Genomic DNA, 14,823 nt, shown 5'->3' with positions numbered 1-14,823 from the left:
GAACCGAATCCGACATCACCTCATCCCTCAGGGCAAGAGAGACATGCAGCAGAGCAAAGTCATTACCATCATTGTCGCAGCCGCCACGTTGCTGCTTATCCTCTGGTTCGCCGGGGCATTTCAGAGCGATACTCTTGCTCCCGGACACGTCGCAAAGTCCGGCCCTGCAAGACAACCACCGCAAGTCACAACCGTGGCACACCTGCAGCAAATGACCGAGGTGATTGAATCCGTAGGCACGGTTCGACCACGCACTGAAACCCGCATCGAAGCCCAGGTCACAGGCAAGGTCAGAGAAGTTCGGGTTCGAGCCGGGGATGTAGTCAAACGTGGCGAACCGCTAATCATTCTGGATGACCGGGAACTCACCTCCCGGCGTGTTCAGGCCGAGCAATCCTTTCAATCCGCCAAGGCCAAACGTGAACAGGCACGCCAGGCCATCAGCGAAGCCCAGGCCGGAAACAGCAAAGCCGTGGCTCAATTCCAACGCATCCAGAAACTCTTCAAGGACAAGGCCGTTACCTCCCGCGAAATGGATCAGGCCGAAGCCGACTATCGCCAAGCTCTGTCTCGTCTTGAGCAGGCTCGGGAAGGTTTAATCGGAGCAGAATCCGAAGCCCGTCGTGCGGCCGAAGCCCTGGAAGAGACCCGCATCGCCCTGGGGTACACCGTGATTCGCGCTCCCGAGGACATGCAAGTGGCGAGACGCAGCGTGGAACCCGGAGATCTGGCCATACCGGGCAAAGCACTATTGGTTGTTCAAACCGCCGGAGCCATGCGCCTTGAAGCCTTCGTGCGCGAGGGGCTCATCAGGCGTGTACGTCCCGGTGTTGAAATGAACATTGTTATCCCCGCTCTGGAGCGCACGGCCCGAGGTGTGGTCGAAGAGGTCCTTCCCTCCGCCGACCCCGCCACCCGGACATTTCTGGTCAAGGTCGCACTGCCGGACATACCGGGTCTTCACCCTGGCATGTTCGGACGACTGCTGGTTCCAGCGGGCAAACGCAACGCCGTGCTCGTGGACGTAAACGCCATTCGCCGCGTGGGCCAATTGGAATCCGTCCTGCTCCAAGACAAGGGATCCTGGACCTGGATCTATGTCAAAACAGGCGAACATCAAGGCAACGAAGTGGAAATACTCGCAGGCCTGTCCGGAGGTGAAACCGTCGGCCTGCCGGGAGCGGACCATGCCAACTAACGGCAAACCGCGTGAACCGCGCGGGCTGATCCCGGCCGTGGTCGAGTCGTTTCTGGAGACACGTCTCTCCATCCTGTTCGTGCTCACAGCGCTTTGTCTGGGCGCCTCGGCCATCCTGCTGACCCCTCGCGAAGAGGAGCCACAGATCGTGGTGCCCATGGCCGACGTTATCGTGCAGGTTCCTGGCTCCAGCGCTGAGGAAGTCGAAAAACTCGTCACCACGCCACTGGAACGCATCCTGTGGCAAATCGATGGCGTCGAGTACGTCTACTCCACCTCCCGACGTAATCAGGCCTTGACCACCGTGCGTTTTTTCGTGGGGGAAGACCGCGAGAATTCCCTGCTCAAATTGCACAACACCATCCAGAAAAACCTCGACCTGGTGCCGTCCGTTGTCCAGAACTGGACAGTCAAACCCGTGGAGATTGATGACGTTCCCATTGTCATGGTCTCCCTGTACTCGGACCGCTACGACGAGCATCAATTGCGCCGGATGAGCGAAGAAATCTTCCATCGCCTGTCTGAAGTGCCCGACGTCTCCAACGTCACCATCACCGGAGGCAGTTCCCGAGAAATTCGCGTGGAGTTGGACCCGCAACGCATGGCGGGCATGAGTGTCGCCCCTGAAGACATCACCCGGGCTCTGCAAGGTTCGGACACCTCCGTCACCGCCGGGACCCTGATCAGCGCCAACCGCGAACTCACCGTGCGCTCGGATTCGTTTCTGCGCTCCACCAGGGAAGTGGAAGACGTGGTCGTGGGCGTGTATCAAGGCCGCCCCGTCACACTGCGCGATGTGGCGCAAGTCATGGATGTCCCCCGCGAAGCCGAAACCCTGACACGCATCAGTTTTTCCCATCGCCAGAGCCAGGAGTCCGGGCTGTCCAAAGAAACAAATTCAGGGCACCCCTGTGTGACTCTGGCCATCGCCAAAAAAAGGGGGACCAATGCGGTCTGGGTGGCGCAGGAAGTGCATCGTCGCATGGCCGAACTGGAACGCACGGTACTGCCCGACGGAGTCTCCTACACCATCACCCGGGACTATGGTGCCACGGCTCAGGACAAGGTCAACAACCTGCTCTCGTCGCTTTTCTTCGCCATCCTGACGGTGGTGATTCTGCTGGCCTTCACCCTGGGCAAACGCGAAGCCGCTGTCGTTGCCTTGGCCGTCCCCATCAGCTTCGCCCTGGCCCTGTTCGTGAACTATGCGCTGGGATACACCATCAACAGAGTCACTCTCTTCGCCCTGATCCTCTCTCTGGGACTGGTGGTGGACGACCCCATCACCAACGTGGACAACATCCAGCGTCATATCCGATTGGGCCGCTTGCCCGCCCGCAAGGCGACCCTGTTCGCCGTGTCCGAGGTGCTGCCCCCGGTCATCCTGTCCACCCTGGCTATCATCGTCTCATTCATACCCTTGTTCTTCATCAGTGGCATGATGGGGCCCTACATGGCTCCCATGGCTGCCAACGTCCCCCTGACGGTCACTTTCTCCACCCTGGCAGCACTGACCATCGTGCCCTGGCTCTCGCACCTGCTGCTCAAACACAAGAGCGGGGCTGACGCGAATCAAACCAAAGGAAATGATACCAGCGGAGCAAACCCGCGTATCGCACGATTCTACTCGACTCTGGTCAATCCTTTCCTTGAATCGCGCACAATGCGAATACGACTCTGGACGGCCATAGGGCTCCTCCTGCTTGGCTCCTGCGCCCTGGCCGCGTTCCGTTTGGTGCCACTCAAGATGCTGCCCTTTGACAACAAAAACGAATTTCAGATCGTCATCAACATGCCCGAGGGCACGCCGCTGGAATCCACGGACCGCGTCGTTCGCCGCTTCGAGGACTACCTGCGCACCGTGCCCGAGGTGGATAATATTCTGACCTTCACGGGCACGGCCTCACCCATGGACTTCAATGGTATGGTCCGCCACTACTTCCTGCGCCAGGGCGGCAACATGGCCGACATACGCATCAACCTTGCGGACAAATCCCGCCGCCAACAGCAGAGTCACGCCATCGTCCTGCGCCTGCGCCCGGACCTGGAGATCATCGCCCGCCAAGCCGGGGCCGACATCCAGGTGGTGGAAGTCCCCCCTGGCCCCCCCGTCATTTCAACCCTCACCGCCGAGGTCTATGGTCACCCGGAGGCCCGTTACAGCCAACTGCTGGCCGGGGCCGACCATGTCGCCGAGGTCATGCGCTCCGAACCCATGGTTACAGACGTTGACACCGTGGCCGAGACCATACGGCCCTATCTGGATTTCGAGCTGGACAAGGAAAAAGCCGCCTTGCACGGAGTAACCTCCCAAGTCGTAGCCGATGCCCTGTCCATGGCCGTTTCCGGCGTCGCCCCCGCAACCATGCATCTGCCCAATGAACGCCAGCCCCTGCCGGTGCGCTTGATCCTGCCCCGCCACAAGCGTTCCTCCGCTTCAGGACTGTCACAGATTCCTCTGCACAGTGCCCCGGACAATGCGCCGGAAGGCATGGTCTCCCTGGCAGAACTGGGCACATTCACAACCCAGCTTGAAGATCAGCCCATCTACCACAAGAATCTGCGCCGCGTGGCCTATGCCTTCGGCGACATGGCCGGACGCTCACCCGCCGAGGCGGTGCTCGACATGCAATCACGTCTTGAAAGCGATCCCATGCCTCCGCAGACCGAGGTCACCTGGGCCGGTGAAGGTGAATGGAAAATCACCGTGGATGTCTTCCGCGATCTGGGACTGGCCTTTGGAGCCGCCCTGCTCGGCATCTTCATCCTGTTGGTCATCCAGACCAAATCCTGGGGCATGCCCGCCCTGATCATGAGCGCCATCCCCCTGACCGTCATCGGCATCATGCCCGGCTTCTGGCTGCTCAACGTCTTCTTTGCCTCGGACGTCGGACAATTGCCCAACCCCATCTTCTTCACGGCCACATCCATGATCGGCATGATCGCTCTGGGCGGTATTGTCATCCGCAACTCACTGGTGCTCATCGAATTCATTCAGGGAGCCCAGGCTCAGGGAACCCCCCTGAAGCAGGCCATCCTGCAGAGTGGAGCCGTCAGGCTGCGGCCCATCGTACTCACCGCCGCCACAACGGCCTTGGGCGCCTGGCCCATCACTCTGGACCCAATCTTCTCTGGTTTGGCCTGGGCGCTGATCACCGGCCTGTTTGCCTCCACAGGATTTTCCCTGTTGGTGGTCCCGGTGGCCTACTACGCCCTGTTCAACGACTCCAAGGCAGCAACCTAGCCCGACGTGAGCTCTGGCCTTTCCAGACAAAGCCATGTAGACGATTATCGTGCTGAAACTTCTCATCATCTGCTGCGTCGCAACCTGGGTCATCGGTCTGTTCATGGGCCGCAAACGCAGGATTATCAAAAACTCCACGCATCTGACCCAGCTGCTCATCTGGCTAATGCTGATGTTCACGGCATCGGCCTATTTGTCCAAGGCCGCATTCTTTGCTGAAAACCTGCCGGCACGTGCTGTCGCCTTGCTGGTCTGGTTTGCGGCCTCCTACAAACTCTCCTTCTGGATCGCCTCTCTGCTGGATCGCAAGTCCTGATTGCAGACTTCCAGCCCCACCTCACGGGCACATCGACAAACCGATAGGTTAAGCCCTCACAATCGAGCACTCCTCGTCCCGCTGAACAAGCCTGCCCCAAGGCCAAACCAAGGGTTGACCCTGGGGCACAAGAAGTTATCCAAATCACACAATTAGTTGCGGTATCAATGATTTATCAATGTTGATCAATTATAGTTTCGTGCTATGCGCATAGCTGTTGGCCATCGCAAATTGATCCACAGGGAGAAAACATGTCCATAAAAATCAAGCTATACACCATTGCCGCCATTGCTCTGGTTGGCCTTGGCATCGTCTTTTTCGTCAACCAGATTGGGACCAGGTTCATTCAGGATGCCGTTGCTGCCAATGTTGCCGCATTGTCAGCAGAGGCCTCCTTACTGCAAAGCCAACAAGCCGAAGAACAATTCCTTGCCAAGCGCCAATTATCCTTCGTCAGCCTCTTGGCCCGTCAGATCGAAGACACCAGGGGTAATCTGGAGATCATGGCGGCAGCCGACGCCTCTTTTTCTCCCCGCGTGAAACAGGCCCATGGCCTGCTCGACGATTACGAGTCCAAGTTCGCCAAAGCCGTAGAAGCCGTAAAAACCATGGGTCTGACGGACGAGGATGGCCTGCGCGGTGAATTCCTCTACGTGGTCGACTCTGCCGGGGCCGCCATCCGCTCCCGCAGGGACGATTCGCTCATCGCGGGTTTCATGACCCTCCGTCGCATCGAAAAGGACTTCATGATCTCCGGAGATGCCGTTTTCATAGACGAATTCAACACCGCCCATGAAGCCATGGCAACCATGCTGGACAATTCAACGAGCATGGGCATCGGCATGAAGATGAACCTCATCGGCATCCTCGAAGATTACAAACTGGCTTTTGAGGAATTCACGGTTCAGACTCATATCATCGAGGCCAGCCGCAAGGAATTTGCCGCAGTGGGTAGCAGCCTGGACCCGCTCCTTACCGACCTGTCGCAGGAAGCTCATGACAAAATGGAATCCCGCACCTCGCTTGTCCAGACCGTCATGATCGGGGTCGAACTTGTCGTTGCACTCCTTCTGGTGGGTGGTGTTTTCTCGGTCATCCGTTCCATCCTCGGTCCTCTGGAGCAACTTCAGCAAAGAACAAAAGACGTTGCTGGCGGTGACTACGAGTCCTGCAACGCCGTCTCCTTCACAGGCGAACTGGAGGTTCTGCGCCAGGGTGTGGTGAGTATGGTTGAATCACTGAAAAGCGTCATGGACGAGGCCGAAGCCAAAAGTCTGGAAGCCGAAGAACAAGCTGCCAAGGCCCACCAGGCCATGTCCGAAGCCCACGACGAAAAAAAACGGGGCGAACTGCTTATGAAGAAGATGACCGACGTTGCCGCCCGGGCCTCGGCCATTGCAGAGCAGTTGACCAACGCAACGGATCAACTCTCCTCACAGACCCACCAAATCTCCGAAGGAGCATCCCTGCAGCAGGAACGCGTGAGTGAAACCGCCACCGCCATGGAAGAAATGAACTGCACGGTCATGGAAGTGGCGCGCAATGCTTCCGACGCCGCGACCGAAGCCGAAGATGCCAGCACCAAGGCCAGCGAAGGCGCCAATATTGTTTCCCAGGTGATGGAGGCCTCCTCTGAAGTAGCCGAGCGCACCGGGCTCATGAAGACGTCCTTGTCGGAGTTGGGCACACAGGCCGAGAGCATCGGAACCGTGATGGGCGTCATCAATGACATCGCCGATCAGACCAATTTACTGGCGCTGAACGCCGCCATTGAAGCCGCCCGTGCAGGTGATGCCGGGCGAGGCTTTGCCGTAGTGGCCGACGAGGTTCGCAAACTGGCCGAAAAGACCATGCAGGCCACTCAGGAAGTCGGCAGCGCCATCAAGGGCATTCAGGAAGGCACCCGCTCCAACATCACTGCCATGGACGATGCCGAAAGAGCTGTCGCCCGCAGCTCCGAGCTGTCTTCCCAAGCTGGCGAATCCCTGCAGGACATCATGGGCATCGTGGAAACCACCACAGACAGGGTCCGCTCCATTGCCACGGCAGCGGAAGAACAATCCGCCACCAGTGAGGAGATCAACAACGCCACCGAGGAAATCAACCGCATCTCCACCGAAACAGCCGCCGGTATGAGCGAATCCGCCCGCTCCATCGAAGGCCTGACCGCCCTGGCTTCAGAGCTACAGGAACTGATCAGCGAGCTGAGCCAATGCAGAGAGCAGGACGCGGCAGCGGGCATCTGCGCACCTGAGATATCCTAGACGCACCCATTTCATCCTGACAAAAGAGCCCCCGCGTCACAGCTGACGTGGGGGCTTATTCATTCTCATTATTTTCACCTCGCCCAATGGGACGAAGGCAGGGAAATTGAGTAACTGCTAGAGCACGGCGTCCTTGATGGCCTCGATGCCGACGCGTTCCGCAAAACGGGCGGTGCGCTCGCGCTTGCGGGCATTGTCCTTGTAATAGGCCAGCAGCTTGTCCACCAGTTCCAGAGCCTGCTCACGTTCGAGGTCCACGGCGATTTCGTCGGCAATGCGGGGTTTGTTGCCCGCGTTGCCACCGAAATAGACCGTGAATCCACCACGCTTGCCTACCAAACCGATGTCACGCAGCTTGGACTCGGCGCAGGACAGAGGACAGCCGGACACGCCCATCTTGACCTTGGCCGGAAAATCCACTCCGAGATATTTGGGTTCCAACTCATTGCCCATACCCAGTGAATCCTGCACGCCCAACCGGCAAACTGCCGTTCCGGGACAAGCCTGCACATAGTGTACGCACAACTCCGTGGCCCGTCCGATGTCCCGGCCCAGATCATCCCAGATGGACTCGATATCCTCTTCACGGATACCCACCAGCGCAATGCGTTGCCCCGAGGTAATCTTGACGATGGGCACATTCCATTTCTTGACCACATCATTGATGCGTCCAAGGATTTCAGGGGTCAGCATCCCCATAGGGGTGCGGGGCACAATGGCCCAGGTTTCCTTATCCCGCTGCAGGATGGCCCCGTCAGTACGTTCTGTCTTGCTCATGATTCTCTCCTTGGCTAATAGCCGGCCATCGTCAGGCCGCAATTTATTCAATTATTCTCTAGCTTTTCTGGCCCACCGGGCAGCATCACAGCTGCTGCCCCAAAATGACTAAAAAAGACACACGAAGCGGTCTCCCAGAGGCTGTTCAAAAATGTGCGGAGCCTCCCTTCAGCCGTTGATAAGCCACGAGCCTTACAAATGATAAAAGCATCGCCCTAGATGCATCAACCCAGCGGGGCTATCCATGATCGTGCAGATGCAAGGCACAAGGAAAAGTGAAGACCGACAACCTGTTTGCCGTTAGACGAGTCTACGAGTCTTACGGATACAGAGAGCAGAACTGTATTCGACATACATGAGGGTTTCACTTTTCCGCAGCAACAAAGCAGATGCAAAGAACAGTGTTCGGGATTGTTCAAAAATGTGCGGATGCTAGGCGTGAGAGGAACTGAAGACCTCGTGTACTCCTTAGTACACGAGGTCTTCAGTTCCTTGAAACAACGCCGCAGACACGTGTTTTTCAACAATCCCTACTTTTCAGGCTTGACGACCACGAGCATCATCTTGAACTGCTTTTCCGCTTCCAACCCATGAGGCACGTTGGCTGGCATGGCGATGCACTGTCCGGCGCTCACGGTGTGGGTCAAACCACCCACGGTGACCTGGGCTTCACCGTCCAGGATGTGCACAAAGGCATCACCCGGCGACGAATGGGAGCTGATGCCCTCGCCCGAGTCGAATGCAAACAGGGTTACATTGACCGTAGGCTTCTGAGCCAGGGTGCGGCTCACCACGCGGCCCTCTTCATAGTCCACCAGAGCGCCGATATCCAGAGCCTCGGAAAAGGGAATATTCTTCATAAGTTCCATGTCATCCTCCATGCCGGAATTCCAGCTTAGTGTCATTTTTGCCAGGTTCATCCCGGCTCAACTTCACAGTAAGGCCGCTCTTCGCGGACTCCTTTGATGTATATCAAACTCTGGATAAAAAATCCGCATATGATCAATATCCCCTTTACATCTGCACACTGAACCCTATATAGGGCGTGAACACATCTGTCGGGCCCGCCCCGGTGACTCCTCGCTGAGCCACCATGCGCTGGGTCTATCCCCTCCCCGCGATTGATCAGCATTCCGATCCAAAGCGACCCCAGGATGACCGATAGAGTGTCATCAACTGAGGAACCGCGTCGCCAACTGCGTCGCGGGGCTATTTTCTTTTTTACAATAGGATTTTCATGACTTTCGATTGCTTTTCCCTGCGTCCCTCCATTCGTGAGGGCATCGCTGCTGCCGGATTTACCTCCCCCACCCCCATTCAGGAGCAGGCCATGCCGCCAGCTCTGGAAGGGCGGGACATCCTGGGCCTGGCCCAGACCGGTACCGGCAAAACGGCCGCTTTCGCCCTGCCGCTTTTGGAGCGGCTGGCCGCAGGGCCACGCGGACATCTGCGTGCACTGATCGTTGCTCCCACCCGTGAACTGGCCGAGCAGATCAACGACGAAATCATTTCTCTGGGCCGCAAGACCGGCCTGCGCTCCATCACCGTCTACGGCGGTGTGGGCAAATCACCCCAGATTAACAAGCTCAGGCGCGGCGCCGAAATCGTTGTGGCCTGTCCGGGCCGCCTGCTGGACCTGATGAACGATCGCCATGCCAACCTCTCCAGGCTCGAGATTCTGGTTCTGGACGAGGCCGACCGCATGTTCGACATGGGCTTTTTGCCCGACATCAGACGCATCCTGTCCCAGGCACCGCCCAAACGACAGACCATGCTCTTCTCGGCCACCATGCCCACGGACATCCGCAAGCTCGCTGACGAAGCCCTGAACAGTCCCAAGGTGGTCAAGATCGGTCTGGCCATGCCTGCCGAAACCGTATCGCACTCCCTGTACCCCGTGCCCGGGCACCTGAAGACCAGCCTGCTCAAGCATGTGCTGGGCATCACCCGCACCGGCTCGGTGCTGGTCTTCACCCGCACCAAGCACAGGGCCAAGCGCCTGGCTCAGCAGCTGGAGCGTGCCGGACACAAGGCTACCAGCCTGCAGGGCAACCTGTCGCAGAACCGTCGCCAAGAGGCACTGTCCGGCTTCAAGGCTGGACGTTACGACATCATGGTCGCCACGGACATTGCCGCTCGCGGCATCGATGTCTCCAGCGTGACCCATGTCATCAACCTTGACGTACCCGACACTGCCGACGCCTATACCCACCGTATTGGCCGCACCGGTCGTGCTGCCCGTACGGGCGACGCTCTGACCTTCGTCACCCCCGAGGACACCTCGGATGTGCGTGACATCGAACGCGCCATTGGCGAAAAGATTGCCCGCGTGGTGCTGGATGATTTCGACTACAATGCGCCCAAGCCCATTGGCAGCAATGACAATCATCGTCCCCCACGTCCGCCCCGCGCCAAGGCTGGTGCTGGCAGGCCCGGTCGCTCCCGCAGGGGCAGCAACGGTGGCGGTAGCAGCCGCAGCAACGGTGGCAATGGCAACGGTGGCGGTAGCAGCCGCAGCAACGAATCCAGCGGTGGTGGCGGACAGCGCCGAAGCCAGCCTTCCGGCGGTAGTGGCGGTGGACAACGCCGGAGCCAACCCTCCAGCGCTGGTGGCGGTCAACGCCGAAGCCAGCCGTCCAGCGGACGACGCCGCGCCTCTCGCTGAGGATAAAATGCTATTCCGGGAGGTGCTCCCCGGATTTGACCTTTGCTTCAACCAAATCGACGGAGTAAAAATATGCCCTCGTTCGACATCGTGAGCCAAGTGGACATGCAGGAAGTGGATAACGCCGTGAACAACGTGCTCAAGGAAGTCCAGACCCGCTATGACTTCCGAGGTATTACCACGGAGCTGACCCTGAACCGCAAGGACAAAGTCCTGAATCTGCACACCGGTGACGAGATGAAGATCCGCGCCGTGCGCGAAATGCTCATTTCGCACTGCATGCGCCGCAAGGTGGACCCCAAGGTCCTGGAATTCGGCCAGGAGGAACCCACTTCCGGCGGTACGCTGAAGCAGCAGATCAAGATCCGCGAAGGCATCGACAAGGATAACGCCAAAAAGATCGTGAAGCTGATCAAGGATCAGAAGCTCAAGAAGATCCAGGCCGCCATCCAGGACGAGCAGGTTCGCGTCACCGGCAAACAGCTGGATGACCTGCAAACCGTCATCCAGATGCTGAACAGCAAGGACCTTGAACTGCCCCTGCAATTCGTGAACATGAAGAACTAGCAGGACAGGACCGACTCTCATGGCCTTGATCAGCATTCAGGACGTCAGCCTGTCCTTTGGTGGCCCCAAGCTTCTTGACGATGTGAACCTGCAGGTGGAACCCGGACAACGGATCTGCCTGCTGGGTCGCAACGGTGAGGGCAAATCCACACTCATGAAGCTTCTGTCCGGCGACCTGGTTCCCGACGCGGGGGTCGTTGCCACGGCTCAGGGCATGCGTGTGGCGCGTCTGGAACAGGATGTGCCCACGGACATCAGCGGCAGAATCTTCGATGTGGTGGCGACCGGCGTGGCGGGACTGGGCGATGCCCTCATCCAGTATCACGCCATCTCGCAGCAATTGGAGTCCACTCCCGAAGACTCGGGACTGCTCTCCCGGCTGCAGGACGCCCAGCATGCCCTTGATTCAGGTGGAGGCTGGGAAGCGCACCGCACCGTGGAAACGGTGCTTTCACGCCTGAAGCTGGACTCGGAAGCCGAATTCTCCACCCTCTCTGGTGGTCTGAAGCGCAGGACATTGCTGGCTCGCGCTCTGGCCTCGGACCCTGACCTGCTGCTTCTGGACGAACCCACCAACCATCTGGACATCGAATCCATCACATGGCTGGAAGACTTCCTGCTGCGCAAGGTCAAAACCCTGTTCTTCGTGACTCATGACAGGATGCTGCTGCGCAAGCTGGCCACAAGAATCATCGAGCTGGATCGCGGACGGATCTTCGACTGGTCCTGCGACTACGACACCTTCCTGAAGCGTAAACAGGAACATCTGGACGCCGAGGACAAACACCACCGCGAGTTCGACAAAAAACTGGCCCGCGAGGAAGTCTGGATTCGGCAAGGCATCAAGGCCCGGCGCACCCGTAACGAGGGCCGTGTTCGAGCGCTCAAGCAGATGCGTCGTGAACACGCCGCCCGGCGCGAACGCATGGGCAGCGTCAAGATGCAGGTTCAGGAAGCGAACAAATCAGGCAAACTGGTGATCGAAGCCCAAGGCGTGGGATTCGGCTACGGTGAAACGCCGGTGTTCAGTGATTTCTCCACGACCATCCTGCGCGGGGACAAGGTGGGCATCATCGGCCCAAACGGGTCGGGCAAGACCACACTGCTCAAACTGCTGCTGGGCAAGCTCGCACCAAACTGCGGCGAGCTGCGCATGGGCACGCAACTGGAAGTGGCCTACTTCGACCAACTGCGCGGTGAGCTGGACCTGAACAAATCCGTTCGCGACAACATCGCGGGCGGCAATGATGTGGTCACCATCGGCGAAGGCAGCAAGCATGTGGTGGGATATCTGAAGGATTTTCTGTTCCCGCCGGACCGGACCATGGTCCCGGTTTCCGTACTCTCGGGCGGAGAGCGCAACCGCCTGCTGCTGGCCAAACTCTTTACCCGGCCTTCCAACGTGCTGGTGCTGGATGAACCCACCAACGACCTGGATGCCGAGACTCTGGACCTACTGGAAGAACGCCTGCTGGACTATTCTGGCACCGTGCTCATCGTCAGCCACGACCGCGCCTTCCTGAACAACGTGGTCACCTCCACTCTGGCCTTGGAAAACGGAGCTGTCCGCGAATATGTTGGCGGTTACGACGACTGGTTGCGCCAACGCCCCGAGCCGGAACCCGAAGTTCGGACCGCGCCCAAAGTCAAAATCTGCAAACCCAAGGTCCAACCCACCAGCAAGCGCAAGCTGAGCTTTGGCGAAAAGCGTGAGCGCGACCAACTGCGTGACGAACTGGACGCCCTGCCTGAGCGCATGGATGCTCTGGAACAGGCCCAGGACATGCTCAACACCCAGCTTGCCGACCCCGACTTCCTGGCCAAGGGCCACGAGGCCATCACCGCCAAGGCAGCTGAACTGGGGACATTGGAAGCCGAGCTTGAATCTGCGCTGGAGCGCTGGGAAACCATTGAGGCTCGGCTGGAAGAGTTAGCCGAAGACTAATGGGCCAATAAAAATTTCCGCACTGGGGTACTCACGAGCAAAGCACGAATGCCCGCACCGGAAATGATCCCAACCCGCAAACCTTCGGAGGGACTGCAAAGAACCGCGCCCCATCCTCAGGGACTTCGTCCAGGCGGGTCAAATGCTCAACGATGGGGATGCCCGCCCCCAGCAGGATGGTATGGACCGGACGGGTCGGATCCGTATCGTCGTCGATGTTCAGGGAATCGATACCTACCAACGCTGCCCCAGCATCGCGCAACCACTTCGCAGCCTGCTCAGTAAGAAATGGATAGCCAGTAAAATACGCCTCATCGCCCCAATAGCGGGACCAATCAGTGGCCACCACCACGGCCTTGCCGCGCACATCCAGCCCCTGAAAAGCCTCTGCATCGATGGCTCGCCCAGCTTTCAAGGGATGCCGCAACAGTGCCACGGGCACATCGGCAAGACTCTCCAGCCTCAGGCCTGCCACATCCACACCATTCTCATGGCGATGAAACGGAGCATCCAGATAGGTGCCCGTATTGGCCACCATGTCGATGCTTCCTATGTGAAAAGTGGTTCCCGGTGCATAGTGCGCCTTTGATGCCTCGCGTGACAGGTGTTCCCCGAGGACTGGTCCGGGCAGACCGGGAAAGGTCGTCATGCCGGCGACGATGTTATGAGACAAGTCAATAAGCAACTGCTCCTCCTTGGGCCCAACACTGTTTCAATATTCCCCTTCCAGTCCGGTTTCCAGATACGCCTGCAAATCCGGCCCGTCAGGGTTGCGCAGCACCTTTTTCACCCAGGTATCGCGCTCAAAACACATGACTTTCATGTCCCAGATGCAGGCCGAGACGCCTGTGGCGGTAAATTCTTCAAGAGCTTCGGGATCATCGCTCGGTGAAATGAACACATGGTGGTGCAACTCATTCTCGTCGGCCCACCAATCCGTAAACACAAAGTTAGATCCACGCCCGTCGTGCACACCAAGATACCCGACCCCATAACGCCCATCCTCGCATGCAGGCCTGGGAAACGCCCGGCGCGCCAGAACACGCGCCGCAGCCATCAGTTCCGACCTCGGCTCCTCGCGGCCATAGGCAATGCCGTAGACCTTGATCCGCCATCCATCAAATTCCAGCAATTCCATGAACCGGATGGGCCGCAGTTCACACGGCTCAGACATAGTGAATGTATTCATGGCGACTTCCTTTTTCGAACGTCAAATTCTCTTCAAACAACATCCATGGTTCTGCCTTTGCTACGAGCTACTCAGCACCCCCACAGACACTATTCATCCCATTGGCTGTTCAAAAAGGCTTGAGCACGAGGCGCAAGGAAAGCCGAGCCTGATGCGTATTTAGGCATACGTGAAGGCTCGGCGCTTTCGCAGCAACGAAGTAATCGAGCCTTTATCAACAGCCAATTAGATCCACTCTGGCTCGACGGTTCTGGAAGACCCCTCATTATCACCGGTATTCACCGTCCCCACCGGTTCAATCATCAGCAGGTGCGTCTCCACTTCGGCCACGGGCATATGTTCCACACCCTTGGGCACGGTGATGAACTCGCCCGGCTCCAGCACCACATCCTTGTCGCGAAAGCGCAGGATCATGCGGCCCTGAACCACATAGAACAATTCATCTTCATTCTCATGAGAATGCCATTCGAACTCGCCTTTGATCTTGCCGAGCTTCAAGTGCATATCGCCCACCTGCCCGACAATTTTCGGACTCCACAAGTCGCTGAACAGCGCCAGCTTGTCCTTCAGATTGACTTTGTCCATGTCGTTTCCCTCCATGATTGGCGAATCAAAATATCTGATTCGAATAATGCGCCGTCCTTCTCCTTCAGTTTCC

General features: G+C 58.3%; 12 protein-coding genes. 7 read left to right on the top strand and 5 right to left on the bottom strand.

Annotated elements, in window-relative coordinates; translation table 11 throughout:
• Positions 1–43 precede the first annotated feature (43 nt).
• The 4 genes from EL361_RS15565 (at position 44) to EL361_RS15550 (ending at position 7,022) form a co-directional block, all read left to right on the top strand.
• Positions 44–1,198: an efflux RND transporter periplasmic adaptor subunit gene (locus tag EL361_RS15565; protein WP_126380866.1), complete on the top strand. Its 1,155-nt coding sequence runs from the start codon at positions 44–46 to the stop codon at positions 1,196–1,198.
• Entirely contained in the window at positions 1,188–4,442 is a 3,255-nt protein-coding gene (locus EL361_RS15560) for an efflux RND transporter permease subunit (RefSeq protein ID WP_126380865.1), read from the top strand. Before EL361_RS15565 ends, EL361_RS15560 begins: the two co-directional genes overlap by 11 nt.
• 49 nt (positions 4,443–4,491) lie before the next feature.
• Positions 4,492–4,758, top strand: a complete 267-nt coding sequence (locus tag EL361_RS15555; protein ID WP_126380864.1) for a hypothetical protein — start codon at positions 4,492–4,494, stop codon at positions 4,756–4,758.
• Between the two features lie 251 nt (positions 4,759–5,009).
• Positions 5,010–7,022, top strand: a complete 2,013-nt coding sequence (locus EL361_RS15550) for a methyl-accepting chemotaxis protein (protein WP_126380863.1) — start codon at positions 5,010–5,012, stop codon at positions 7,020–7,022.
• A 117-nt stretch (positions 7,023–7,139) separates the two neighbouring features.
• On the opposite strand, the gene EL361_RS15545 is transcribed toward EL361_RS15550, so the two are convergent.
• Positions 7,140–7,799, bottom strand: coding sequence for a nitrite/sulfite reductase domain-containing protein (locus tag EL361_RS15545; RefSeq protein ID WP_126380862.1), 660 nt, complete (start codon positions 7,797–7,799; stop codon positions 7,140–7,142).
• A 530-nt stretch (positions 7,800–8,329) separates the two neighbouring features.
• The gene (locus tag EL361_RS15540) at positions 8,330–8,668 is read right to left on the bottom strand and encodes a cupin domain-containing protein (protein WP_197723443.1); all 339 of its coding nucleotides are present in this window, start codon (positions 8,666–8,668) and stop codon (positions 8,330–8,332) included.
• Positions 8,669–9,036: 368 nt separating this feature from the next.
• On the opposite strand from EL361_RS15540, the gene EL361_RS15535 reads away from it, so the two are divergent.
• From EL361_RS15535 to EL361_RS15525, 3 genes are all read left to right on the top strand, one after another.
• The gene (locus EL361_RS15535) at positions 9,037–10,464 is read left to right on the top strand and encodes a DEAD/DEAH box helicase (RefSeq protein WP_126380860.1); all 1,428 of its coding nucleotides are present in this window, start codon (positions 9,037–9,039) and stop codon (positions 10,462–10,464) included.
• Positions 10,465–10,536: 72 nt separating this feature from the next.
• Complete coding sequence (locus EL361_RS15530; RefSeq protein ID WP_126380859.1) at positions 10,537–11,031, top strand: YajQ family cyclic di-GMP-binding protein; 495 nt, start codon at positions 10,537–10,539, stop codon at positions 11,029–11,031.
• 19 nt (positions 11,032–11,050) lie between these two features.
• The gene (locus EL361_RS15525; protein ID WP_126380858.1) at positions 11,051–12,976 is read left to right on the top strand and encodes an ATP-binding cassette domain-containing protein; all 1,926 of its coding nucleotides are present in this window, start codon (positions 11,051–11,053) and stop codon (positions 12,974–12,976) included.
• A gap of 31 nt (positions 12,977–13,007) precedes the next feature.
• On the opposite strand, the gene EL361_RS15520 is transcribed toward EL361_RS15525, so the two are convergent.
• The 3 genes from EL361_RS15520 to EL361_RS15510 form a co-directional block, all read right to left on the bottom strand.
• Positions 13,008–13,661, bottom strand: coding sequence for a cyclase family protein (locus EL361_RS15520; RefSeq protein ID WP_197723442.1), 654 nt, complete (start codon positions 13,659–13,661; stop codon positions 13,008–13,010).
• A 27-nt stretch (positions 13,662–13,688) separates the two neighbouring features.
• A complete protein-coding gene (locus EL361_RS15515) occupies positions 13,689–14,165 on the bottom strand; it encodes a hypothetical protein (protein WP_197723441.1) in 477 nt (158 codons plus the stop codon).
• Between the two features lie 225 nt (positions 14,166–14,390).
• A complete protein-coding gene (locus EL361_RS15510) occupies positions 14,391–14,750 on the bottom strand; it encodes a cupin domain-containing protein (RefSeq protein ID WP_126380857.1) in 360 nt (119 codons plus the stop codon).
• Positions 14,751–14,823 lie beyond the last annotated feature (73 nt).

Origin of the sequence: Desulfovibrio ferrophilus (assembly GCF_003966735.1) — a bacterium.
Classification (GTDB): Bacteria; Desulfobacterota; Desulfovibrionia; order Desulfovibrionales; family Desulfovibrionaceae; genus Desulfovibrio_Q; species Desulfovibrio_Q ferrophilus.
Note: the sequence above shows the minus strand (reverse complement) of the source record. Positions and strands in the feature narration are given on the sequence as shown.